This window comes from Ignatzschineria rhizosphaerae, assembly GCF_022655595.1.
GTDB lineage: Bacteria > Pseudomonadota > Gammaproteobacteria > Cardiobacteriales > Wohlfahrtiimonadaceae > Ignatzschineria > Ignatzschineria rhizosphaerae.
The window spans coordinates 1,698,361-1,721,787 of record NZ_CP093379.1; the positions used below are offsets into that span (position 1 = coordinate 1,698,361).

The window sequence follows — 23,427 nt, forward strand, 5'->3', positions numbered from 1 at the left end:
TGCGAAAAATCTGCCCCTTAAAACAAGAAAATGCGATAAAACCCATATTTGATCTTATCGCATTTTACCCACATCCTAAAATAATAGTACTCAGCGCATTACGGCTTTCTAGCTAACATTGTGGCAAACTGTAATTGAAGGCGATTGCCATGCTCATCTAATCGATGCATTTCACCAATATTTTCATTGTAATGAATCATCTCCCAATCTTGATAATATCTTTGTAGCTCTCCTTCACTAAAGGTAAATGGAAAGCCCTCAAAGGGATAAGCATCCGTCGACATCGCGCAAACAATTAAATTATATCCGCCTGAATGAGTATGCGCCTTCATATCAGGAATAATCGCCGGCACACGATCTCTATCTACAAACATCATCACAACCGTTGAGATAATCAAATCATAATGATCTTCAATTGCGGCGCTGTTAATATCGTACTGCTTCACATCAATGTTACGAAGTCCCTCTTTTGCCATAATATTAGTCAGGGTATCTAGCATATTAGGACTAAGATCATAAGAGGTGACATCAAAACCATTATCGGCTAAATAAAGAGAGTTTCGCCCTTGTCCACAGCCTAGATCTAACACCTTACAAGGCTTGATACCATGCATTTCTACCATCTCTACAACATCTGTATGAGGCGCTGTTAAACCATAGGTTTCATGATAATAATTTTGTGGTTTACGAATAGACATTGCCAACTCCCTTCTCTTTAAATATTGGTCTATAACATTATTGATAACGAAGCCAAGTCCCAGTTTCCCCTCTAAAGCCTTCTTTTGCTTTTTCAAGAGAAGTAATCAATGCCTTTTTATCTGGATTTCTTTTCACAAAATCCATCGCCGCACGAATCTTAGGTAGCATTGAACCTGGGGCAAATTCTCCAGAATCAATATATTTCTGCGCTTCATCATACGTCATTTGGGAAATGTCCGCTTGATTAGGCTTCCCAAAATTAATGGCGGCCTTCTCAACTGCTGTTAAGATCATTAAAAGATCGGCATCAATTTGATCTGCCAATTTTGCTGAAGCAAAATCTTTATCAATTACCGCTAATTTACCTACGGTTTTACCCTCTTCATGGGCAACAGGAATTCCGCCGCCGCCAACAGTAATCACAAGTTCTCCGGCATTAACTAAGTTTTTAATCGTTTTAATTTGAACAATTTTTTGCGGTAAAGGAGAAGCTACCACAATACGATACCCACGACCGGCATCTTCCATCACAGGATATCCTGCGGCAACAAGCTTATCCGCCTCTTCTTTAGTATAAAAAGAACCGATGGGCTTTTTGGGAGATTTAAAGGCCGGATCTTCACTATCGACTAATACTTCCGTCACAATTGTCACAACTTCTTTATCAATATTTCGCCTTGCTAACTCATCTCGTAAAAATCGTTGTAAATGATAACCGATATAGCCCTGACTCATCGCTCCACACTCGGTAATAGGCACGCCTTCTTTACCTAATGATTTTTCAGCGGTATCCATTGCAAGCTTAATCATCCCTACTTGCGGCCCATTTCCATGAGCTAACACCAGATCATGCCCCTCTTCCATTAAATCAACAATTGGCACAACAGTTGACTCTACAATTTGCTGCTGCTCACTCACACTATTACCTAGCGCATTACCACCTAACGCTACAACGATTTTCATTAACAATGCCTCCTTTTAATTTAGCCTTCATAATTTGTCTTATTGCACCATTTCCGTCAAATTAAATTTAGAAAAAAGTTTTCTCTATTGAATACTATTTTTTGATAAAAATTTTATCTAGAAATTTGGTCAATTATTATAAAATAACGTCAATTATCGCTAACACCTCTTTAAAAACAATGATATAATTCTCACAGAAAACAACATTCTTTCATATATATCAATACAATATCATTAACTTATAATATTATTTGTTTTTACATTCATCATTAACCCGGTAGATATTAGTCTTAAATTAACGATCTTTGAATTTAAGTTCGATATATCTCAACAATCACTCAAACTATTTTTTATATCAAAAGGACTCAAAAAATGAAATTTTTCCAAGAATTTAAAGAATTCGCCATGCGCGGTAACGTCATTGACTTAGCAGTCGGGGTTATTATCGGGGGAGCCTTTAACAAAATCGTTTCATCATTAGTGGCAGATATTGTAATGCCACCCCTTGGAGTTTTACTGGGCGGCGTGGATTTTAAAGATTTTGCCATCACTTTAAAAGATGCTGTAGGTGACACTCCCGCTGTCGTTCTTAATTATGGGATGTTTATTCAAAACGTTTTTGATTTCATTATCGTTGCATTCTCAATCTTCCTTGCGATTCGCGTCATGAATAAACTTCGTGAAAAACAAGATGAAGCCGTGGCTGAAGCAATTGAAGAAGTTGCAGCAGATCCTGTACCAACAAAAGAAGAGATTCTCTTAAGTGAAATTCGCGATATCTTAAAAGAGACTCGTAAGTAACCCTTAAATTGCGCTAGCGCAATATGCTATACTCCTGAAAACCCCATCTTATATAATTAAGGGCGCTTTCACCAAAGGAGTAAAGAGATGAATATTCTGTATATCACAGACACCGGAAGAGGAATTGAGCATTGGCGTGATGAGTTTGCCAAAGCCGATTCCTCTTTAACTATTTATGGATTAGACGATTCCTACGATCCTCTTGAAATCGATGTTGTATTAGCATGGAAACCGCCAAGTGGAATCTTTCCCACACTTAAGAACCTAAAATTAACCCACTCATTAGGCATGGGGGTTGATCATATTATTAAATGCCCAGACCTTTTAAGAGATGTGCCTATTGCCCGTATTATTGATACTGATATGTCAGTGCAGATGAGCGAATACTCGCTATATGGCACGCTAACCGCTTTTAGAAAATTCCACATCTATCAAAAGCAACAAGCCCAAAATGAGTGGCGACCAAGATCACGAAATTTTCATGAAGATTTTAAGATCGGTATTTTAGGCTTAGGGGAATTAGGTAGCGCCGTGGCGGCATCGCTTTATCAAAATGGATTTACCAATCTTCGCGGTTGGTCAAAAAGCCAAAAATCAATTTCTGGTATCCAAAGCTTTGCAGGAGATGAGAATTTAGAAGAGTTTGCGACAGGATTAGATGTTTTAATCTGTCTCTTACCTTTAACAAAAGAGACAATACATATTTTAAATCTTGATCTTTTTGCCAAGCTTAATGAGGGCGCTTATCTTATTAATCCTGCAAGAGGAGAACATCTTGTCGAGGAAGACCTCATCACAGCCCTTGATAAGGGATACCTTTCTGGTGCGCTTTTAGATGTATTCACACAAGAGCCACTTCCTGAAGATCATCCTTTCTGGCAAGATTCCCGTATTGAATTAACGCCACATATTGCCGCAGAAACAAATCCTCGTACAGCATCTGAGCAAGTGATTCAAAATATCCAACGTGTAAAAGAAAACCTACCTGCACTTAATTTGATTGATCTCTCAAAAGAGTATTAGTTATATGGTATATTAAGGCTATCCATACATCATCAGTTTAAATGGCTTTATGCGGAGTATTAATCTCCACAAACGCTCTAAACTGATGGTGTAAGACTACTCTTAAAGATCGATAGGTAACACCATGCTCGCACTCAATAAGTTTTTTTTCTATGCTGGAATGATCGTCAGTGTTATTGGCACTTTAGTGGGAATTCCCATGCTCATTTTTGGAGACCAAACGATTGGGCTTTATCTTGTCACAATCGTTGTCCCATTTGGCTTTTTAATCTGGTTTACCGGTTTTGTTGCTTACACTTTCTTACGCCCAAATTCACTACGTGAAAAAGATGATAGAGCACATGATGAAGCACAAAGATTCCAAAGACAAGTGCCGGACTAACGGTACTTAAGCTTACATATTAAATTTTTATCAAAACTGAGATATTAAATGCACCATTGAGATTTTTGTAGTGGTGCATTTTTCATACCTATAATCTGATATCACGCCTAAAGTATTACAAACTCTTTAAATAAATCTCCCATCTTTCCATAATTCCAATTACTGCATCTTCTACAGCAATATTCTCATAAGCTAACTTTTCAGTTGCCGGCATATGCTCAAAAGCCTCCAATATTTTATCAATCTTTGATGCCCCCCACATTAATGTTCCATCATTACGCTCAGCTAATCGAGACAAAATAGTATCTTTTGAAACATCCAAAACAATATGCAAAAGAGGAACCCCCTCTTGCTTTAATTTTTCAATAATCTCCAGATAATTCTTTGCTTTATAAATAGTCATCGGCACAATAATAATGCCTTGATAGCTCTTTGATAATTTTCTTAAAATATCACAATTCCATTGCCGCCATTCAAGGTAATCTTGAAAATCATCTTGCTGTAGGCCACTTGGAAAAATCTTATTTAATAAGCTCCCCAAAAGCTCTGGATCATAAATAAATGCTTCTTCAAACATTTGTTTTAAGGATTGTGAGATCGTTGTCTTTCCTGATCCAAATGCCCCATTAATCCAGATAATCATCTAACCCTCTTTTCAATTATCATCAATCCCTAATATAGTATCTTCGATTTAAGAAATGCTGTGTTAAAAGCAAAATAATAGCGTGTGAATCAAACTAGCTTACACAGTGCCAGATAGAACGACTCTTATTCTTACGCTTCTGCGCCGGCAGTCCTGATTCAGTGACTTTTCGATTTGACTATAAGCCAAAGGCTTTTCTTAATCCTATTGCGCTATAAATTCTACACATAATAAAACGTATTGCGCTGACTCAACAATACGTTTATAAGTCTCTATTTTAATAGCTTATACAAAGCCCATAAATCACCCTAGGTTATAGACTATGACGCTGACGATAAGCCTCTGCCAACGTTACACCGGTTGCCACCGATACATTTAGACTCTCGATCTGACCTTCCATCGGGATCTTCACAATAAAATCACAATGCTTTTCCGTTAAACGGCGAATACCAGAACCCTCTGATCCCATCACAATTGCAATAGGACCTCTAAAATCTGCTGTAAAAATGGTGGTTTCACCACCGCCGGCAAGTCCTGACACCCAAATACCACGCTCTTTAATCTTCTCAAGCATACGCGATAAATTAGTTACCTCAATAAAAGGGATTCGCTCTGAACTTCCACTTGAGACCTTACGAACAATCGGCGTTAAAGAACAAGCATTATCTTTAGGGACAATCACCGCATCTACGCCAAAGGCTTCGGCGCTTCGTAAGCACGCCCCCACATTATGCGGATCTTGCACTTCATCTAAAATTAATAAGAAAGGATGATGTTCGATACGATCTAACAACTTATAAAGATAATCTTCACTCTCAGCACCACGCACTTCAATCTGTGCAATCACCCCTTGATGTCTAGAGTCTTGAACTAACTTTTCAATCGCTTGCTGATCTGCACGCTCATAACGAATATTAAATTCATTCAAGAGATCATAAAATTCCTGCATCCGTTTATCTTTGCGAGTTGGATCTAACATAATACGAATTACACGATCTTCTCTAATTGCAGCTTCTACGGCATGAAACCCATAAATCCACTCTTGCGCCATCTCTACTTATCTCTCTTTAATACACGATTGAAAATGAAAGCGACAATTATCGCACGTTTCTTCTATTTACGCAGATTCTATTATTTTAAAGGGTCTAATATTTAATCATAGCGCAATTTTAATTAAGTATCTTCAAAAAAACATCATAAATAGATATTTAACAACAATAACTACATAAAAATATTTATTATTAAAATAATATTAATTTTATTTAAAAAATGATTTACAATAATAAACACATTACCTCTTTCTCAAAGGGCTGCTTATGGAACTTGATCCGATTGTCTTAGCGCGAATCCAATTCGCCATTAATATCTCTGTACATATCCTTTTTCCTAGTATTACGATTGCACTAGGTTGGATCCTTCTCTTTTTTAAATTACGTTATAAAAAAACACAAAATGAGCAATGGATGAATGCCTATAACTTTTGGGTAAAAATCTTTGCGCTTAGCTTTGCCATTGGTATTGTCACGGGCGTCACCATGAGCTTCCAGTTTGGGACTAACTGGCCTGGCTTTATGGAAAAAACGGGGAATATCTCAGGACCACTTTTAGGTTATGAGGTTCTAACCGCTTTCTTCTTAGAGGCCACTTTCTTAGGTGTTATGTTATTTGGACAAAAACGAGTATCCCCTTTTGTTCATAACTTAGCCACGTTCTTAGTAGCAGCGGGCACCACCTTCTCTGCATTTTGGATTATCGCGTTAAACTCATGGATGCAAACACCAGCAGGATACGTCATGATTGATGGCGTTGTTCATGTAACAAGTTGGTGGGAAGCAATCTTCAACCCATCATTCTTAACACGTCTTGCACATATGCTTCTTGCATCTGGACTTACTGCCACCTTTATTGTCGCAGGAATCTCCGCTTATCAAATTATGAAAGGCGACCCTGCGGATTCAACTCGCAAATCTCTTAACGTTTGCGTTGTTGCTGCGGCTGTTTTAATTCCTTTACAGATTTTTGTAGGCGATATGTCTGGTCTTTTAGTACGTGAACATCAGCCTGATAAGCTAGCAGCGATTGAAGCTGTTTGGAAAACTGAAAGTCCTGCAGGATTGAGCCTCATTGCCTTTCCTAATGAAAAAACACGCTCCAATGACTTTGATATAAAAATTCCCTATCTAGGAAGCATTATCTTAACCCATAGCCTAGATGGAGAGATTAAAGGACTCAATGAATTTAAAGAGCATCCTCCTGTTGCCATCGTTTTTTGGAGCTTTAGAATTATGGCAGGAGTAGGCTTCTTAATGCTACTTGTTTCTTGGATGGGGACAGCTCAACTGATGCGTAAAAAAGAGATAGGACCAAAGATGCTAAAAGCCTTCTTTGTGATGACCTTCTCAGGTTGGGTTGCGGTGCTTTTTGGTTGGTATACCACCGAAATAGGCCGTCAACCATGGATGATCTACAATCTCATAACGACTGCTGAAACTGCTGCACCTCATGGGGTATCTGTGATGACCACTTCCCTTCTTATCTATTGTCTAATCTATGCGTTTGTTCTCATTAGCTACTTCTCTGCGCTATTTTATTTGGCAAATAGAACAGTTAAAAACAATATCGCTCTCGAAAAACAAGGAGCATAATTATGGATGCTGCAACAATTTTACCAGTGATTTTTGCGGGACTAATGCTCGCAGGTGTCTTTTTCTATATTATCTTCGATGGTTACGATCTTGGTGTTGGGCTTCTCTTTCCTTTTATGAAAAAACGAGAAGACCGCGACAAAATGATCGCAACAATCGACCCCTTTTGGGATGCAAATGAAACTTGGATCGTCCTTGGGATTGGCGTTATCTTTATCGCCTTTCCACAGGCTTACGGCGATATCTTAGTGGCACTCTATATTCCAACCGTCACAATGCTAGCAGGACTCATCCTTAGAGGAGCGGCCTTTGTTCTTAGACATAAAGCACAAGAAAACCATAGAGAGATGTGGGATAAACTCTTTTGCCTAGGTTCTTATATCGCAACTATCTCTCAAGGTGTGATGATTGGGCTTTATGCTACAGGCTTAAATCATACTCCTGCCAATTGGGTCTTTGCGCTCTGTATCGGTATTGCACTCTGCTTTGGCTATATTATTTTAGGGTCCGCATGGCTTATCTTTAAATCAGAAGGGCATATTCGATTATTTGCAACTAAGGCAATCAAGCATTCAATATTCTTAGCATTTTTAGCTATCGTACTAGTCTCAATGGCAATGCCTTATACTAGCTCAATCATCTATCAAAAATGGTTTAGCATGCCAAATATCATCTATTTATCGCCTATTCCAATTCTTTGCTTAATCTTGGCTTTTATTATTTTTAAAAACATTAAGTTTATTGAAAAAGATACCAGCTATAAGCGCGACTGGGTTCCTTACCTTCTCTCGGTATTGATTGTTCTTTGTACCTTTATTGGCTTTGGTTACAGCATGTTCCCTTATATTATTATTGATAAGCTCAATATCTGGGAAGCAAGCTCGGCACCAAAATCTCTAGAGTTTGTCCTTTGGGGAGTTGTTTTAGTCTTACCTGTGATCCTTCTTTATACTTTCTATGTCCATAAAATCTTTGGTGGAAAAATTGTACATGATCGCGAGGTAGGTTATTAAAAAGAGGGCTACACTAAAAAACAATAACCTAACAATTTTTTAATATTAAAAAGCCCTTTTAGTAAAAAAATGCTAAAAGGGCTTTTATATTTAAATGGTGAAATCTCTAACGGGTCTATTAAATCATTATTGATGATCCTTTATCCCCCGTTATTATCACGACTTATTTCTTATCTGCGGCGATCTTCTTACGAATATCAGCTGCACGTTTTGAAGATGCAGGGTGCGAGCTTAATAGAGAACTATCACCACCACCTAATTTCTCAAAAGCAGATGCTAACCCTTCTGTATTAAGATTACGTTTTTTCAAGTAATCATATGAATAGTTATCTGCTGCTGACTCTTGAGATTGCGAGAACTGTGCATTAATAACATCTTCCGCCAATTCTCCTAATTGTGAGCTTGATAATACTGCAACAGCACTATTATTAACTTTCGCAGCTGCTGAACGAGCAAATTTCGTAGCATAAGCAACTTGGATACTTCTCTTAGTATGCCCTAATGCGACATGCCCTAACTCATGACCTAACACACCTTGTAGCTCATTATCAGTCATCATATCCATCAAGCCACTATAAACACGAACACAACCATTAGCCATAGCCCAAGCATTCACATCTGGTGTCATATAGACTTTATAATTAATAGTAGTCCCTTCAACATTATTACCTAAGCTTTTAGCGATTCTATTTAAACGCTGTGCATATTTACTGCCCGCCGGAGCAATCTTCGATTGAGCATCCATTTGTGCACATGATTGATCACTTAATGTTTTAATATCTTGATCCGTTAAGCTTAAAGCTTGCACACCTTCTGTTCCTAAAGAAACAACATCATCTAATGAAAGCGTTTTACAACCCGCTAAAGTCAGTGCTGCCACCATTGCTGTTAGCAATAAACCTGAATTCTTCATCTATCTCACCTTAATCAATAAAAAAATAATTAATTATCAAAAATATCAATAATATAAATAAAATTAACAAAGAGATAATACATAAAGGCACTTATAAAGACAACATAAAAGCTAGATAAAATAACCTTAATCAACCATTATTCCTTCTCCTTAGTAAATAAAAAGTTATTAATATCAAAAAATAAAAATATCTTCTAAAACAACCTTTTTTACTAAAGGCCTGTGAGATATAAAATAATCGGGCAATAAAAAACCGCATGATAATCATATCAGGCGGTTTTTTTAAACTCATATAAAATCGATAAATAAATTTATAATATCACAAGATACTTATTCATCTTTTTTACTATTAGTTACGATCCATTGCATTTAAGTTATCAAATGCGACAAGCACACGATCAACAAGGCTAACTTGACCTTTACGTAACCAAGCGCGAGGATCATAGTATGATTTATTCGGACCAAATGGGTCTTTTGGATTTCCTAATTGGCCTTGAAGGTAACCTTCATTCTCTTTGTAGTAATTAAGAACACCTTCCCAAGTCGCCCATTGAGTATCTGTATCGATATTCATTTTGATGACACCGTAGCCAATCGCTTCACGGATATCTTCTAAACTCGAACCTGAACCCCCATGGAATACAAAATCAAGTGACTCTTCTGGAAGATTAAATTTCTCAGAAACATATTTTTGAGAGTTATCTAAGATTTCTGGTTTAAGCTCCACGTTACCTGGCTTATAAACACCATGAACGTTACCAAATGATGCTGCAATCGTAAAACGTGGGCTAACTTTGCTGAGCTCTTCATAAGCATAAGCTACATGCTCAGGTTGAGTGTAGAGAAGTGCGTTATCTACTGATGTATTATCCACACCATCTTCTTCACCGCCGGTAATGCCAAGCTCAATTTCAAGTGTCATACCAAGCTTATCAAGGCGTTTTAAATATTCAGCACAAGTTGCAATATTATCTTCTAATGATTCCTCTGAAAGGTCGATCATATGTGACGAGAAAAGAGGCTTACCTGTTTGTGCAAAGAATTTTTCACCCGCCTCTAACAACCCATCAATCCATGGAAGGAGCTTACGAGCTGCATGGTCTGTATGCAAAATCACAGGTACACCATATGCTTCTGCCATTTCATGTACATGTTTAGCACCTGCAATAGCGCCTAAAACAGCCGCTTCATGCCCACCATATCCTGGTAATTTAAGTCCACGACCTGCGTAGAACTGCGCACCACCATTTGAGAATTGGATGATCACCGGTGAATTTGCTTTTGCTGCTGCTTCTAAAACACCATTAATAGACTCAGTGTTTACAACGTTGATTGCTGGTAATGCAAAGTTATTCTCTTTTGCAATTGCAAATACTTTTTGAACATCATCACCAAAAAGAACTCCTGGTTTTACGACATCAAGCACTTTTGACATACTACATATCTCCTACAAGAATTTTAAACAGCCCTATTCTACCGTGTATAAAACCGTAAATCTACCAACCATTTCAGATAATTTTTAAGGTTTAGCACAATAAAACTACAACACTTTAATCATCTACAGAAAAAACAAGGGGCAATATGCCTTATCAAGAGTTTTATTGATATTTCTAAATCCCCCAATTGACCATCAATCATTAAAGAAAGCCCCTTATAATGGCGATAATCATTTCATATCTATTAATAAAAAGATCTTACCGCAATATATATCTCTTCTCTAACAACAAAGAGACCTAAAAAACAAAAAGCCTATTAATAAATAATAGGCTTTATCGCTAAAAAAGGGGCTTATAAATTTAATCGGCTAAAAGCCCATCTTTAATAAACATTTTGCGAAGGTTTTCGATTGCTTTTTCAGTGCGCGCATCTTCAACAATCAAGCCAAAGCGCACGTACCCCTCCCCACCTTCACCGAACCCTATTCCAGGAGCAACAGCCACTGATGCTTCTTTAATAAGCTTTTCAGCAAACTTCATCGAGCCAAGCGCTTGGTAAGCTTCAGGAATTTTAGCCCAAAGGAACATCGAAGCCTTTGGCTTTTTAACCTCCCAACCAATAGAAGATAGCCCTTCACAAAGAAGATTTCGGCGATTTTGATAACGAAGACGAATCTCTTCCACACACTCTTGTGATCCTGTTAAGGCGGTTACTGCAGCATGTTGAATAGGGGCAAATGAACCATAATCTAAATAAGATTTCATCTTTGTTAATGCCGCAATCAAAATGGGATTTCCGACCATAAAGCCCACGCGCCAACCCGCCATATTATAGCTCTTTGAAAGTGTATAAGATTCCACAGCGATCTCTTTAGCCCCTTCAACTTCTAAAATGGAAGGCGCCTTATAACCATCAAAAGAGAGATCTGCATAAGCTAAATCATGCACAATCCAAATTCCATGATCTTTTGCTAATTTTACAATACGCTCAAAAAATGCCAGATCCACACATTCTGAGGTTGGATTTGAAGGATAATTTAAAAAGAGCATTTTAGGCTTAGGAGAAGTTGTCTCGATCGCCTTTTTTAAGTTCTCTTCAAAATCATCTTCAGGGCCTGCCGGAATATTAACGACTTTAGCTCCGGCAATAATTGGCCCATAAGGATGGATTGGATAAGCGGGATCTGGCACTAAAACCACATCCCCTTTATCTAAAACAGCCAATGTTAAATCAGCTAACCCCTCTTTTGAACCAATGGTATAAATCGCTTCTGTTTCAGGATTGAGATTCACCTGATATTTTTTCTGATACCAATCGCAAATTGCTTCACGAACAGGAACAATCCCCTTTGAGGCAGAGTAACGGTGATTAGCTCCTTCTCTGGCGGCTTCTACCAAAGCGTCAACAATATGTTTTGGCGTTGGCTGATCGGGATTGCCCATCCCGAAATCAATCACATCTTGACCGGCGGCTGCGGCTTCCGCTTTTAGTTGATCAATAACACTAAAAACATAAGGTGGCAGTAGGTCTAGACGTTTGAAGTCTGTAGAAGGTTGCTGTGACATGGAGGTCCTCATTTGCTCAAAGTTAAAATTATTAATTGTTTTTATCATGAAACTGATTAAAGTTCGTCAGCCTTTCACCACTTTTATCAATTAGATTGTGGGCTTTAATACTGGCATGAAATAAATCGCTGACTATCTCGCAAATTACTAATGTTTTAATAGATTGTCAACATCCCCTTTTTAGCAATATCAACTTCTTATAAACTTATACCTTATTCCCTAAGTTTATCAACAACATACTCTTCTTCATTCTTTTAAAACTCCTTAACAATCAACGCCTATCATCTACTTATAAATATTAAAGACTTATCTGTTGGTTTACCCCGAAGATTTACCGCTTAATTCCCCATCCTTTATCCCCTCTTCCAACAACTAAAAAGGCCTAAATTAAAGTCAATCAATAGCCAATACAGTCCGATAATAAGAGGGAAAATTACATAAAAGTAAGTGATCTATAAAAAGTCATTTAAACTTTAAATACAGAACGCCTGTTAAAACCAAACAGATCAATACTTTAGTTGACTCTAAAAATGAGCTATCTGAGCGTTTTTCTACTAAAGTCATACCTATTCTTTATAAAAGAAATTAACTCAAAATCGATCACAGAAATAGGGTATAATATTCGCCTACAAAATACACAATCTAGTCCTAGGGATTTAACAACTGTGAAGTTGTATTAAGACTGGATTAATAGATAGTTACAATACTAAAGAAGAGAAAATGATAGATAAATTAAGAAATATTGCCATCATCGCTCACGTTGACCATGGTAAAACGACCCTCGTTGACCAACTTCTTAAAAGCTCAGGCACATTTGATGCAAGAGAAGAGATTGCCGATCGTGTGATGGACTCAGACCAGCTTGAGAAAGAGCGCGGCATTACCATTCTTTCAAAAAATACTGCAATTAACTGGAAAGATTACCGCATTAATATCGTTGACACACCAGGGCACGCAGACTTTGGTGGAGAGGTTGAACGTGTTCTTTCAATGGTAGACTCTGTGCTTCTTTTGGTTGACTCAGTAGAAGGCCCGATGCCACAAACCCGCTTTGTGACACAAAAAGCATTCGCAATGGGCTTTAAGCCAATCGTGGTCATCAATAAAATCGACCGCCCTGGCGCTCGCCCTGATTGGGTATTAGACCAAACTTTCGAACTTTTCGATAACCTTGGTGCAACAGATGAGCAATTAGACTTCCCTGTCGTTTATGCTTCAGGCTTAAATGGCTTTGCCGGCTTAACGGATGATGTTCGTAGTGGAGACTTTGAACCGCTTTATCAAGCAATCGTGGACCATGTACCGGCACCAGATGTTGAAGTTGACGCACCATTTCAGCTTCAAGTCTCTTCACTTGATTACAACTCATATGTGGGAGTTATCGGTGTTGGCCGTATCAAACGTGGAAAAGTTCATAAAGGGATGTCTGTTGCGGTCATTGATACTGATGGCAAAAAACGCTCTGGTAAAATCCAACAAATCTTGGGCTTCCACGGTTTAAACAAAATAGAATTTGACTCAGCACAAGCAGGTGACATCATCAGCTTTACGGGTCTTGATCCACTTTTCATCTCCGATACTATCTGTGATCCGCAACATGTTGAAGCACTTCCTGCTCTCACTGTTGATGAGCCAACAGTGTCGATGATGATCCAAGTAAACACTTCTCCTTTTGCCGGGAAAGAGGGTAAATTCGTTACTTCTCGCCAAATTAAAGAGCGCTTAGAAGAAGAATTGATCCATAACGTCGCATTACGTGTAGAACCAACGGATAACGCCGATGTCTTTAAAGTATCCGGTCGTGGTGAGCTTCATCTTTCAGTTTTAATTGAAAATATGCGCCGTGAAGGTTATGAGATGGCAGTTGGCCGTCCGCAAGTAATTATTCGTGAAGAGAATGGTGTTAAAACAGAACCGTATGAAACATTAATGTTTGATATCGAAGAGAGACACCAAGGCGATATCATGGAACAGATGGGGAATCGCTTTGCAGAACTTAAAGATATGGTTCCAGATGGCAAAGGTCGTATTCGTCTTGAGTATATGATTCCATCACGTGGCTTAATTGGCTTCCAAACAGAGTTCATGACCTTAACAAGTGGTACTGGATTAATGTTCCATAACTTTGATCATTACGGTCCTATTAAGAAAGGCTCAGTTGGTCAACGTCAAAATGGTGTTTTAATCTCAAACGGTCAAGGTAAAGCGCTTGCTTACGCACTCTTTAACCTTCAAGATCGCGGTCGCCTCTTTGCTAGCCATGGTGATGAGATTTATGAAGGACAAATCATCGGTATTCATAGCCGTGATAATGACCTTGTAGTAAATGCGCTTCGTGCAAAACAGCTCACCAATATTCGTGCTGCAGGTACTGATGAAGCGTTAACACTTGTGACACCCATTAAATTAACGCTTGAGCGTGCGATTGAGTTTATTGATGACGATGAATTAGTAGAAGTAACGCCTAAATCAATCCGTATCCGTAAACGTTATCTCTCTGAAGCTGATCGCCGTAAAAACCAGCGCGCAGCAAAAGATGAATAATCATCCAAAATACAGATAAGAGATAATCATTCAATAGTAAAACCGCTCAATAACTGAGCGGTTTTTTTATATCTTTACCTTTAAAATTTAACACTTAAAATTCAATACGTTACAGAGAAATATCGTTTATCCCACAACTATGATCAAGTTGTCCCTAAAGTTATCCCCAGAAATTGTGAATAACTATGGATAGCGCTCTTAAAAATCATCGCTATTGATAGCATTATGAATAATTTCTCTTAACTTTAATATTCATTCCCTTCATACTTTCCCATTGTATTTAAGATTACTCAAACTTAAAGATAAATCCCCTCTTAGCAACGATTTACAGTCTATAAAGGAGCTTAATTATTCATCTAATCCTCCCTAAAAAACGCAAAATTATAAAACCATTTAATCGATCTATTAACCACTCTATAAAAAAGTATGTTAACCTCTAAATATTACAATATTTACAACAAATAATATAAATATATATTAACAATTAATAATCTCTACACTGATACTTAAGGACACCTCATGACATCAATCACTAAAGGCTTGCTCATTCTTTTTAGCAGCTTCATGATAACTGCTTGCGGCTCATTTTCCGATCCTATCAAACAGCTTTCAAACAATAATGAATCGTTAACGCTAGGCGATACGGTCACAAAAACCATTAAGACTAAAGAGCTTTATGGCGCTTGGGCTGTTGCGTCTGATAGTGCCAGTAATGACCCCACAAAAATCCTCTATCTTGTCGTCCTTCTTCCGAATCATTCAGGTGTGAACTATATGACGATCGAGAATAAAAAAGCCGATGTTGATGCCACTTTCTATGAATTTTACAATTGGCGTTTTAATGAAAAAGAGAAAATTATGACGATGAACTCCTTTGAACGCACCTCTATTGAAAATGGTCAGAAAAAGGTAGAAAAAATCAATGAGAGCGTGAATTATGATACTCAGCTTTATAAGCATGAAGGTGAAATTCTCGCTATCAAATTTTCAGGAGCTGATGGGGAATATACCTTCTTAAGAATGGATGATGAGACTTATCGCGAAGTTGTTAAAGATATTCCAGGAATTCCTCCGCTAAAGCGTTAATTTTTAATTAATCGCTATTATTAAAAGCCGCTATCTGCCATTTCTATAGCGGCCTTTTTTATAAAAACTTTCTCTAATCACTTAATGCTCGTTACTTAGTAATGCTCGTATTGCCGTCATATCATTACAAAGAAGAACAATATTAATCCCCGCATCAAAACAAGCTGCAACCTTCTCTTTAACAGATCCTAAATGGTCAGCGCCCTTCATATCTAGATCATCACTAATAATAACGCCGGAAAAACCTAATGTTTCTCTTAAATAAGTCATCCATGCTTTTGAAGTGATCACGGTATTTTCCCCATCTAAACAAGAGAAAACAATATGTGCCGGCATTAATGCTTCAACACCTGCTTTAATCAACTTTTTAAAAGGTAAAAGATCTGTTTTTTCAAGCGCAGCTAATGTTCTATTATCTCTAGCAATGGCTAAATGTGTGTCGATATTTACATAACCATGACCAGGAAAATGCTTAGCAACCCCAATAGATCCTTCTATTTTTAGCCCCTCATAAAACTGTGTGACAAGCTTTGCCACAATCGCAGCATTATGATGAAAAGCACGATCACCAATAGCAGGATTGACCCCATAATCAAGATCACAAACAGGCGCATAACTAAAATCAACACCCACATTTTGTAATTCTGTTGCTATTAATCGCCCAACCTTAAATGCCTCTTCCAACGCTTTTTCAGGATCCTCATCATAAAGCGCTCCTAAAACACGCATCGGCGGAATTTTTGTAAAAAACTCCCGAAAGCGCTGCACTCTACCGCCCTCATGATCCACCGATATTAAAAGCTGAGGATTTATCTCTTTAATGCTCTTTGTGAGCGTCTTGAGCTGAGAAATATCTTGATAATTCCTTGAAAACAAAATCACACCACCAACAAGAGGATGCTTTAACCATACTTGCTCCTCTACTGTCAATGATAGCCCTGAAATACCGATAAAGACCGATGACTTTAGGGATAATAATTGACCTCTTAAAATACCTTCTCTAGGATTATCAGCCATGTAAAACCTTTCTATTTTTCATATATAAGTTATCGATTCACTTTGGTTTTGTAATGTAAAACCACTCGTCACTAAGCCAAAGAGTATGTTCCCCATCCTGCACCGATTCACAGCTCAAACTCACCTTTGCTTGCCCATGATTAAAAGGATAAGCGCACTGGTAACTCGGCGCAATGATTATCTCACCGGTGATCGCATCAGCATAACCAATCTTTCCATTTTGCAAAATTCGATAGAGCCCTTCAACTGAATAATCAGGCCCATTATCGAACATCAAAACTTCATAAGGAGATTCAAGATTTTCATCAACATACTGCCATCCGCCCTTTCCAAGCAATAATACTAAACAGTATTTAAAAGGATTATCCTTTGTAAAGCAGTGCGAGATATAAGCTTTTTCCTCATCCGCATTATCACTATAGTCGTGATTTTCTAGCAAGTAGTTTCTTGTTTTCTCTCCCCTATTTCTCTCAATACTCGTGTCTGTTTGAAACGTCTCTCCAACAACGACTCCGGCAGTCAAAAGAGCAACAAAACTCATCAATACGCTTTGCAGAAAAGTTATTGCCCCTTTTTTATCAAAGAGATTCATCTTTCACCTTTTTCAATGGTTTCAACATCAATTTATAAGCACAAAATATCTCACTATTTTAAATCAATAGACTCAACTAGATAATCAATCTCTTCTTGAGTAAAACCAGAGCGAAGACGAGCTTCAATATTAAAGGGTGGTTTCAGGGTTTGCCCATACTCTTCTAAGAGATTAAAAAAGGTCTCTTTCGGGGGTAAACCCTCTTTTTCACACAAATAACGATACCAGTGATTCCCCACTAATACATGCCCTTCTTCCTCTTTTAAAATAATATACAGCAACTCCACAACTTGATCTTCTTTCGCCTGTTTTAAACGATTGATAATTCCAGGCGTAACATCAAGTCCTCGCGCCTCTAAAACTCTTGGTACTAACGCCATACGAATCAGAGGATCATGCGCCGTTCTTTCTGCTGAATCCCAAAGCCCATTATGCGCTTCAAATGCACCATAATAAGAATCACAAGATTCTAAGTAATCAGATAGCATCGTAAAATGCTTTGCTTCATCTTTTGCAACTAAAATCCAATCTTCATAAAACTTCGCCGGCATATTACGAAAACGATAAGCCGCGTCTAAACCTAAGTTAATCGCATTAAATTCAATATGACAAATTGCATGTATTAATGCCAAAATCCCCTCTTTCGTGCCAAGCCCACGGCGTGGAACATCTTGTGGGTTAATTAATACTGGTTTTTCAGGTCTTCCTGATGGCAAAATCTCCGTCAAATCATCTGCAGGAAAAGGTGCCATATTATTGGCAATAAGGTCAGCATAAAGCGCATCAACTTTTTGGCACTTTATCGTAGGATCTGTTTCATAAAGTGCATCGCCCACACGCTCATAAAAATTTATCTCAGTCATCTATGTATACCGTTACCTTTTATCCATCATTGTACTCATATATTTACTTCCCCTTTAATCACAAAACACCTTTTATGATGACTCTCCTTGAGGAATAGAAGAATTATACCTTGCCCATTAAAGAATCATAGGGCGATAGATCAGCATAAAGGCTTTTCGCTTACAGAAATTACCACCCAAATAACTCCTAAGAAATTTGCTCCACCAGCATCAATTACTAAAATTAAAGTTATCGTAAAATCGGTTTAAAAGTCACTGAATCAAATTGCCGGGGCATCAGTTATGAGACGCGCAAGAATCGTTCTATCCGGCATTATGTAAGCTGATTTGATTCACGATGCCCTGTTATACTTTTAAGTTTTACTTTTAAGATCGTTTTTCTTAAATCAAGTCGCCTATAAAAGTTATTAAGCTCTCATAAAGCAAGATTAAAAAAACCGGCGTAGTCGCCGGCTTTGAAAAAAAATAACTAATCTTCCGCCATTTCAATATCAATCTCTCGCCCAAAATAACGATGACAATGGCTTGTCGCCATCCGCCCCCTTGGCGTTCGCATAATAAAACCTTCCTGAATCAAAAATGGCTCAATCATATCTTCTAATGTACCTTTCTCTTCCCCAAGTGCGGCGGCTAAGGTATCAATCCCAACAGGGCCACCATCAAATTTCTCCACAATTAATCGTAGAAAATTACGGTCATGCTCATCAAGCCCCATATTATCAATATCTAACATTGCAAGCGCACGATCGGCGATTTGAATGGTAATATCCCCATCAGCTTCTACCTCGGCAACATCACGAACACGGCGAAGTAAACGATTAGCAACTCGCGGCGTTCCTCTTGAACGGCGACCAATTTCAAATGCACCTTCCTCAGTAATAGGAGCCCCTAATAGACTTGCTGAACGCTTCACAATCTGCGTTAACTCATCATGGGTATAGAACATCAAACGTGACACAATCCCAAACCGATCACGAAGGGGAGATGAGAGTAATCCTGCCCGAGTGGTTGCCCCAATCAGCGTAAATGCCGGTAAATCAATCTTCACAGAACGAGCCGCAGGACCTTCACCAATCATAATATCGAGCTGATAATCCTCCATTGCCGGATATAAAACCTCTTCAACGGCAGGGTTTAAGCGGTGAATTTCATCAATAAAGAGAATATCATTCTCTTCTAAACTCGTTAAAATAGCGGCTAAATCCCCTGCCTTTTCTAAAATAGGACCGGAAGTTTGCTTTAAACCAACCCCCATCTCATAAGCGATAATATGCGCAAGCGTTGTCTTACCAAGCCCTGGAGGTCCAAAAAGAAGTACATGATCAAGCGCCTCTTCCCGTTTTTTAGCCGCCTGAATAAAAATATTTAATTGCCGGCGAATAGGGGCTTGCCCTGTATAATCAGCAAGTTTTTTCGGGCGGATCGCACGATCAATGATTTTATCCTCTTCTAAAGGATGTTCACTCACAATTAGTCGATCTGACTCTAACATGGATACCCCTTGCTCCTATGGATCGCTATAAAACGGATCACAAAGCTAATATAAAAAATAGGTCTCAGATCGTAAAATAGTCTCTTCAATTTAAAAAGTCCTATCTTGCAGCCGAAGGGAATGCTTGCCTTTTTCTTATCTTACGCCTGCAATTTAAACCAACGGCTTTTCTTAATCCTATTTTACTATCATAAATCTCTTTGAAGGCTTATATCTTACCAAAAAAGTACGCCTCAATGATGGCTCTTTTATTAGTCTCATTGAGGCGCACTTTTTACTGGTTTCCCAGCCTTATTCATCACTTTAAATTAAAATGTATAATCTACTTTGGCATAGGCTTGGTGATTATGAATCGATTCAAAGTTTTCAGATTGAACGGAGAATGCCGCTAAATCTGTTCTCTCTCTTAATAGTACGACTAGATCACGCACAAGGTCTTCTACAAAGCGAGGCGTTTTATAAGCATGCTCTGTCACATATTTTTCATCAGGACGCTTTAAAAGCGGATAGAGTTTTGAAGACCCCACAGACTCCATCTCATGAAGTAAAGCATCGATATCTAATGCTTCAAAACTACTTTGATCTTTTAATACTAAAGAGATCGTTAAATGCGAACGCTGTGAATGCGCACTAAATTCTGAAATCTCTTTTGAACAGGGGCAAAGACTGGTTACAGGTGCCATCAATACTAACTCAAAATGATCCTTTCCACTATTTTGTACATTAGATCTTGCGATAATTTCACAATTAAAGTCCATCATACTTTTAGCTTTAGAAACGGGCGCTTCTCTTTCAAAAAAGAGCGGAAATTTTAGATGAAACTGGGCATTTGTTGCATCTAATTTTGCTTCTAAATCATTTAATAAAGGTTTGACACTTAAGAGCGAGAAAGGTCTATCTTGATGATCCCAGACCTCAATAAAGCGAGACATATGAGTCCCCTTACGCTCTTTTTGTAATGTCACAGTAAAAGCCGCTTCCATCACAGTGCCCTGCTCATTACCTTTATTACTAAAGGTTAACGGTAAGCGTAATCCGCTAATTCCAACCTTTGAAATCTCTACATTGCGCTCATCTTGATACGCTTGCACATCTTTAATGGCGGTAAATTGTTCGTTACTCACGAATACTCCCTATTTCCCTGCTCTAATAACGGTTGTTAAGCGTCGTATAAAGGCTCTACTTAAACCTTCCGACAATTCCCTTTTAATCGCTTCTTCAGCCGTGGTCTTCGCTAATGGCTCGCGCTCATTAAGAGAGAAATCTTGCGATCTTACAAAACTCTCTGTTGGGAAAACCACTCTTCCTTGAGAATCAACGACTGAAATGTTGGCACTTAGATAACTAGTATATTCTCTTTGCGCCCCACTTAAATTACTTGCTAATACTCTCGTATCATAGCTTTCATCAATATGAATAATTAAATCTGCTTGATTTTTCGACTCCACAAACTGCATTTGAGAAGCGAGTTGTCTTTTGACATAAAACTCAATGCTTTCACGAGAATATTCTGGGGCATCGCTCTCAATATATGCCGTTTTATAAAGATCTGGAAACGACAGATCTCCCCGTAGATGAAACCCACAACCGACCAAAAAAGTGATCACGCTGAAAAGTACAAAAAACTTTGCTTGAATTTGTAATCTCATATCAAAAAAACACCTTATAGGGTATAAAATAACTTGATCAAAATCAAAGATTACCTTCTTTGATCTCTTTAATTCTCTAAAATTGCATCTCTACAAAAGAGTTAGAAAGCAGATTCTACCGCACAATGAGAATTAATCCCATTGATATCATACTCCTTATTTAAAATTATCTTTAACCATAAAAGCTATCTATTTCTCTCTTATCTAAAAACTGGCTAAAAAATAGATAAGCACAAGCTCAACTCATACGCGGTACTAAACCGATATGGATCAATTTATCTGGGATAAAAATTTCTCAAAAAAGATTCAAGATCAATTCCCTCAATAAAACTGTTATAATCGGGAATTATTTTGTAGTTATTAGATGGAACTATGAGCAAACGCACAAAACCCAAAGCATCAGATCATAAGCTATTAGCTTTTGGGATCTTTCTTGCAAAAATGATGGCGCATCTGCCTTTACCATTTTTGCTCTTCTTAGGAAGAATCGTTGGTTGGATCTCCTATTACGCAGCGGCAAGTCGGCGTAAAATTATTCGCCGCAATATTGAGCTTTGCTTTCCTGAACTAGATACAAAAGCACAAAAAAAGCTCATCAAAAAGAATTTTAGCGCAATGGGCATGGCGATCTTTGAAGTAATCATTGCTTGGTATATGCCACAAAAGCAACTAGAGAAACATCTTGTTTATGAAGGATTAGACAACCTAAAGGCATTTGAAGAAAGTGGGCATGGAGCGCTTTTACTGACACTACACATGACCCCTTTAGAACTTGGTGGCCGCGCGATTTCCTTTAAAACAAAGGTTCGAGGCATGTATCGCCCTCATGAAAATGAATATTATGAGTATGTGCAATATCAAGGCCGTTATGATCAATCAGGGTTAGAACCCATTACCCGAGATGAAACTCGACGAATGATCAAGCTCCTACGAGAAGGAGATCTTATTTGGTATGCGCCGGATCAAAATTATGGCAGTACAGATCATGTTTTTATTCCTTTTTTTGGAATAAAGGCCCTAACAATTACAGCAACATCGACCCTTTGCCGGGTTGGTAAAGCCAAAGCATTACCTTATTATGTGGTGCGTAAAAAAAACAGATACCACATCATTATTGAGCCAATGCTTGAAGATTTTCCCACAAAGGATCTAGAAGCAGATACGCTTAGAATTAACAATCTATTTGAGAAGTGGATTTTAACAGCGCCTGAGCAATATCTTTGGGCTCATAGACGCTTTAAAACCCGTCCTGAAGGTGAACCCGATTTATATAAAAATTTGTAAAAACAGCTGAATTTTTAGAAGATTCAATACAAAAGGGGAGTTGCTACAGTACAATAGGCTTAAAAATTAGGAAATGAGCCTTGCAATATCAAGCATCTATTTCAAAAATAAAGCTTAAAAGAGACTCCAAAAGAGAAACGGAGTAACTCTTCAAGCTTTTTTTAGGTATAATCACAGGTTAGAAATTATTTATCATCTAAAAATTTGAGAAAACTCTCTGATTTATTAGCAAGATATCAATAATCTAATTCTGTACAATTTTATAGGATCAATAAGACGTGACGAGAATTACAACCCAACCAAGCTTCACATATGAAGAGCTTATCGAGTGTGCAAAAGGTAATTTATTCGGCGAAGGAAATGCACAACTTCCAATGCCTCCAATGCTCATGGTTGACCGCATTGTTTCCATCACAGAAAAAGGTGGAAAATATGGTAAAGGCTCCATTACTGCAGAGCTTGACCTTAACCCTGATCTTTGGTTTTTCCCTTGCCACTTTATTGGCGATAGCGTGATGCCAGGCTGCCTTGGTCTTGACGCAATGTGGCAACTTGTTGGTTTTTACCTAGGTTGGATGGGCGGCAAAGGTCGTGGTCGAGCACTGGGTGCTGGCAACGTAAAATTTAGCGGCCAAGTACTTCCTACTGCTAAAAAAATCACTTATAACATCCATATGAAGCGTGTTATTTTAAGATCTTTAACGATGGGAATTGCGGATGCTACAATGGAAGTTGATGGCAAAGAAATCTATGTCGGTGAAGATCTAAAAGTTGGTCTCTTCACGCAAACAGACAACTTTTAATTTCTTGGAGGAA

22 protein-coding genes are annotated in these 23,427 nt (G+C 38.1%); 9 read left to right on the forward strand and 13 right to left on the reverse strand.

Annotation, left to right across the window (positions count from 1 at the left end; all coding sequences use genetic code 11):
• Positions 1 to 98: 98 nt before the first annotated feature.
• Together tehB and arcC are read right to left on the reverse strand one after the other, a co-directional pair.
• Entirely contained in the window at positions 99 to 698 is a 600-nt protein-coding gene (tehB, locus tag MMG00_RS07355) for a tellurite resistance methyltransferase TehB (RefSeq protein ID WP_242146930.1), read from the reverse strand.
• Between the two features lie 37 nt (positions 699 to 735).
• The gene (gene arcC / locus MMG00_RS07360; protein WP_270049274.1) at positions 736 to 1,662 is read right to left on the reverse strand and encodes a carbamate kinase; all 927 of its coding nucleotides are present in this window, start codon (positions 1,660 to 1,662) and stop codon (positions 736 to 738) included.
• 372 nt (positions 1,663 to 2,034) lie between these two features.
• Between arcC and mscL the strand changes: the two genes are divergently transcribed.
• From mscL to MMG00_RS07375, 3 genes are all read left to right on the forward strand, one after another.
• Entirely contained in the window at positions 2,035 to 2,463 is a 429-nt protein-coding gene (mscL, locus tag MMG00_RS07365) for a large-conductance mechanosensitive channel protein MscL (RefSeq protein ID WP_242146933.1), read from the forward strand.
• 87 nt (positions 2,464 to 2,550) lie between these two features.
• The gene (locus MMG00_RS07370; protein WP_242146935.1) at positions 2,551 to 3,486 is read left to right on the forward strand and encodes a 2-hydroxyacid dehydrogenase; all 936 of its coding nucleotides are present in this window, start codon (positions 2,551 to 2,553) and stop codon (positions 3,484 to 3,486) included.
• Between the two features lie 124 nt (positions 3,487 to 3,610).
• On the forward strand, positions 3,611 to 3,868 hold the full coding sequence (locus MMG00_RS07375) for a hypothetical protein (protein WP_242146938.1): 258 nt from the start codon (positions 3,611 to 3,613) through the stop codon (positions 3,866 to 3,868).
• Positions 3,869 to 3,983: 115 nt separating this feature from the next.
• On the opposite strand, the gene MMG00_RS07380 is transcribed toward MMG00_RS07375, so the two are convergent.
• Together MMG00_RS07380 and rlmB are read right to left on the reverse strand one after the other, a co-directional pair.
• Positions 3,984 to 4,511: an AAA family ATPase gene (locus tag MMG00_RS07380; protein WP_242146940.1), complete on the reverse strand. Its 528-nt coding sequence runs from the start codon at positions 4,509 to 4,511 to the stop codon at positions 3,984 to 3,986.
• Between the two features lie 313 nt (positions 4,512 to 4,824).
• On the reverse strand, positions 4,825 to 5,562 hold the full coding sequence (gene rlmB / locus MMG00_RS07385) for a 23S rRNA (guanosine(2251)-2'-O)-methyltransferase RlmB (protein ID WP_242146942.1): 738 nt from the start codon (positions 5,560 to 5,562) through the stop codon (positions 4,825 to 4,827).
• A 265-nt stretch (positions 5,563 to 5,827) separates the two neighbouring features.
• Between rlmB and MMG00_RS07390 the strand changes: the two genes are divergently transcribed.
• A complete protein-coding gene (locus tag MMG00_RS07390; protein WP_242146945.1) occupies positions 5,828 to 7,156 on the forward strand; it encodes a cytochrome ubiquinol oxidase subunit I in 1,329 nt (442 codons plus the stop codon).
• Positions 7,157 to 7,158: 2 nt separating this feature from the next.
• The gene (locus MMG00_RS07395; RefSeq protein WP_242146946.1) at positions 7,159 to 8,169 is read left to right on the forward strand and encodes a cytochrome d ubiquinol oxidase subunit II; all 1,011 of its coding nucleotides are present in this window, start codon (positions 7,159 to 7,161) and stop codon (positions 8,167 to 8,169) included.
• Positions 8,170 to 8,332: 163 nt separating this feature from the next.
• On the opposite strand, the gene loiP is transcribed toward MMG00_RS07395, so the two are convergent.
• The 3 genes from loiP to MMG00_RS07410 form a co-directional block, all read right to left on the reverse strand.
• Entirely contained in the window at positions 8,333 to 9,082 is a 750-nt protein-coding gene (gene loiP, locus MMG00_RS07400) for a metalloprotease LoiP (protein WP_242146948.1), read from the reverse strand.
• Positions 9,083 to 9,431: 349 nt separating this feature from the next.
• Complete coding sequence (gene fbaA / locus MMG00_RS07405) at positions 9,432 to 10,517, reverse strand: class II fructose-bisphosphate aldolase (RefSeq protein ID WP_242146950.1); 1,086 nt, start codon at positions 10,515 to 10,517, stop codon at positions 9,432 to 9,434.
• Between the two features lie 361 nt (positions 10,518 to 10,878).
• Entirely contained in the window at positions 10,879 to 12,084 is a 1,206-nt protein-coding gene (locus tag MMG00_RS07410; RefSeq protein WP_242146953.1) for an aminotransferase class I/II-fold pyridoxal phosphate-dependent enzyme, read from the reverse strand.
• Positions 12,085 to 12,804: 720 nt separating this feature from the next.
• Between MMG00_RS07410 and typA the strand changes: the two genes are divergently transcribed.
• Positions 12,805 to 14,628, forward strand: coding sequence for a translational GTPase TypA (typA, locus tag MMG00_RS07415; RefSeq protein WP_242146955.1), 1,824 nt, complete (start codon positions 12,805 to 12,807; stop codon positions 14,626 to 14,628).
• A 519-nt stretch (positions 14,629 to 15,147) separates the two neighbouring features.
• Complete coding sequence (locus tag MMG00_RS07420) at positions 15,148 to 15,714, forward strand: hypothetical protein (protein WP_242146957.1); 567 nt, start codon at positions 15,148 to 15,150, stop codon at positions 15,712 to 15,714.
• 81 nt (positions 15,715 to 15,795) lie between these two features.
• Here MMG00_RS07420 and nagZ read toward each other — a convergent pair whose 3' ends face one another.
• From nagZ to MMG00_RS07450, 6 genes are all read right to left on the reverse strand, one after another.
• Positions 15,796 to 16,731, reverse strand: coding sequence for a beta-N-acetylhexosaminidase (nagZ, locus tag MMG00_RS07425; protein ID WP_242146958.1), 936 nt, complete (start codon positions 16,729 to 16,731; stop codon positions 15,796 to 15,798).
• Positions 16,732 to 16,768: 37 nt separating this feature from the next.
• Positions 16,769 to 17,323: a hypothetical protein gene (locus MMG00_RS07430; protein WP_242146960.1), complete on the reverse strand. Its 555-nt coding sequence runs from the start codon at positions 17,321 to 17,323 to the stop codon at positions 16,769 to 16,771.
• 53 nt (positions 17,324 to 17,376) lie between these two features.
• Positions 17,377 to 18,186 (reverse strand): ferritin-like domain-containing protein, encoded by an 810-nt coding sequence (locus MMG00_RS07435; protein ID WP_242146961.1) that lies wholly within the window; start codon positions 18,184 to 18,186, stop codon positions 17,377 to 17,379.
• A gap of 469 nt (positions 18,187 to 18,655) precedes the next feature.
• Complete coding sequence (ruvB, locus tag MMG00_RS07440; protein WP_242146963.1) at positions 18,656 to 19,678, reverse strand: Holliday junction branch migration DNA helicase RuvB; 1,023 nt, start codon at positions 19,676 to 19,678, stop codon at positions 18,656 to 18,658.
• A 308-nt stretch (positions 19,679 to 19,986) separates the two neighbouring features.
• The gene (gene folE2 / locus MMG00_RS07445) at positions 19,987 to 20,802 is read right to left on the reverse strand and encodes a GTP cyclohydrolase FolE2 (RefSeq protein ID WP_242146965.1); all 816 of its coding nucleotides are present in this window, start codon (positions 20,800 to 20,802) and stop codon (positions 19,987 to 19,989) included.
• 9 nt (positions 20,803 to 20,811) lie between these two features.
• Positions 20,812 to 21,327 carry an LPS-assembly lipoprotein LptE gene (locus MMG00_RS07450; RefSeq protein WP_242146967.1) on the reverse strand — a complete coding sequence of 172 codons (516 nt, stop codon included), beginning with the start codon at positions 21,325 to 21,327 and terminating at the stop codon, positions 20,812 to 20,814.
• Positions 21,328 to 21,699: 372 nt separating this feature from the next.
• Here MMG00_RS07450 and lpxL point away from each other — a divergent pair, with 372 nt between their 5' ends.
• Complete coding sequence (gene lpxL / locus MMG00_RS07455) at positions 21,700 to 22,611, forward strand: LpxL/LpxP family Kdo(2)-lipid IV(A) lauroyl/palmitoleoyl acyltransferase (RefSeq protein WP_242146970.1); 912 nt, start codon at positions 21,700 to 21,702, stop codon at positions 22,609 to 22,611.
• A gap of 287 nt (positions 22,612 to 22,898) precedes the next feature.
• Positions 22,899 to 23,414, forward strand: a complete 516-nt coding sequence (fabA, locus tag MMG00_RS07460) for a 3-hydroxyacyl-[acyl-carrier-protein] dehydratase FabA (RefSeq protein ID WP_242153383.1) — start codon at positions 22,899 to 22,901, stop codon at positions 23,412 to 23,414.
• Positions 23,415 to 23,427 lie beyond the last annotated feature (13 nt).

Coding starts and splice junctions, on each gene's coding strand:
- rlmB (WP_242146942.1), bottom strand. CDS start 5,562: ATGGCGCAAGAGTGGATTTATGGGTTTCATGCCGTAGAAGCTGCAATT.
- MMG00_RS07420 (WP_242146957.1), top strand. CDS start 15,148: ATGACATCAATCACTAAAGGCTTGCTCATTCTTTTTAGCAGCTTCATG.
- MMG00_RS07375 (WP_242146938.1), top strand. CDS start 3,611: ATGCTCGCACTCAATAAGTTTTTTTTCTATGCTGGAATGATCGTCAGT.
- MMG00_RS07430 (WP_242146960.1), bottom strand. CDS start 17,323: ATGAATCTCTTTGATAAAAAAGGGGCAATAACTTTTCTGCAAAGCGTA.
- arcC (WP_270049274.1), bottom strand. CDS start 1,662: ATGAAAATCGTTGTAGCGTTAGGTGGTAATGCGCTAGGTAATAGTGTG.
- nagZ (WP_242146958.1), bottom strand. CDS start 16,731: ATGGCTGATAATCCTAGAGAAGGTATTTTAAGAGGTCAATTATTATCC.
- mscL (WP_242146933.1), top strand. CDS start 2,035: ATGAAATTTTTCCAAGAATTTAAAGAATTCGCCATGCGCGGTAACGTC.
- MMG00_RS07370 (WP_242146935.1), top strand. CDS start 2,551: ATGAATATTCTGTATATCACAGACACCGGAAGAGGAATTGAGCATTGG.
- MMG00_RS07410 (WP_242146953.1), bottom strand. CDS start 12,084: ATGTCACAGCAACCTTCTACAGACTTCAAACGTCTAGACCTACTGCCA.
- MMG00_RS07380 (WP_242146940.1), bottom strand. CDS start 4,511: ATGATTATCTGGATTAATGGGGCATTTGGATCAGGAAAGACAACGATC.
- MMG00_RS07435 (WP_242146961.1), bottom strand. CDS start 18,186: ATGACTGAGATAAATTTTTATGAGCGTGTGGGCGATGCACTTTATGAA.
- typA (WP_242146955.1), top strand. CDS start 12,805: ATGATAGATAAATTAAGAAATATTGCCATCATCGCTCACGTTGACCAT.
- loiP (WP_242146948.1), bottom strand. CDS start 9,082: ATGAAGAATTCAGGTTTATTGCTAACAGCAATGGTGGCAGCACTGACT.
- fbaA (WP_242146950.1), bottom strand. CDS start 10,517: ATGTCAAAAGTGCTTGATGTCGTAAAACCAGGAGTTCTTTTTGGTGAT.
- ruvB (WP_242146963.1), bottom strand. CDS start 19,678: ATGTTAGAGTCAGATCGACTAATTGTGAGTGAACATCCTTTAGAAGAG.
- MMG00_RS07450 (WP_242146967.1), bottom strand. CDS start 21,327: ATGAGATTACAAATTCAAGCAAAGTTTTTTGTACTTTTCAGCGTGATC.
- tehB (WP_242146930.1), bottom strand. CDS start 698: ATGTCTATTCGTAAACCACAAAATTATTATCATGAAACCTATGGTTTA.
- lpxL (WP_242146970.1), top strand. CDS start 21,700: ATGAGCAAACGCACAAAACCCAAAGCATCAGATCATAAGCTATTAGCT.
- MMG00_RS07395 (WP_242146946.1), top strand. CDS start 7,159: ATGGATGCTGCAACAATTTTACCAGTGATTTTTGCGGGACTAATGCTC.
- MMG00_RS07390 (WP_242146945.1), top strand. CDS start 5,828: ATGGAACTTGATCCGATTGTCTTAGCGCGAATCCAATTCGCCATTAAT.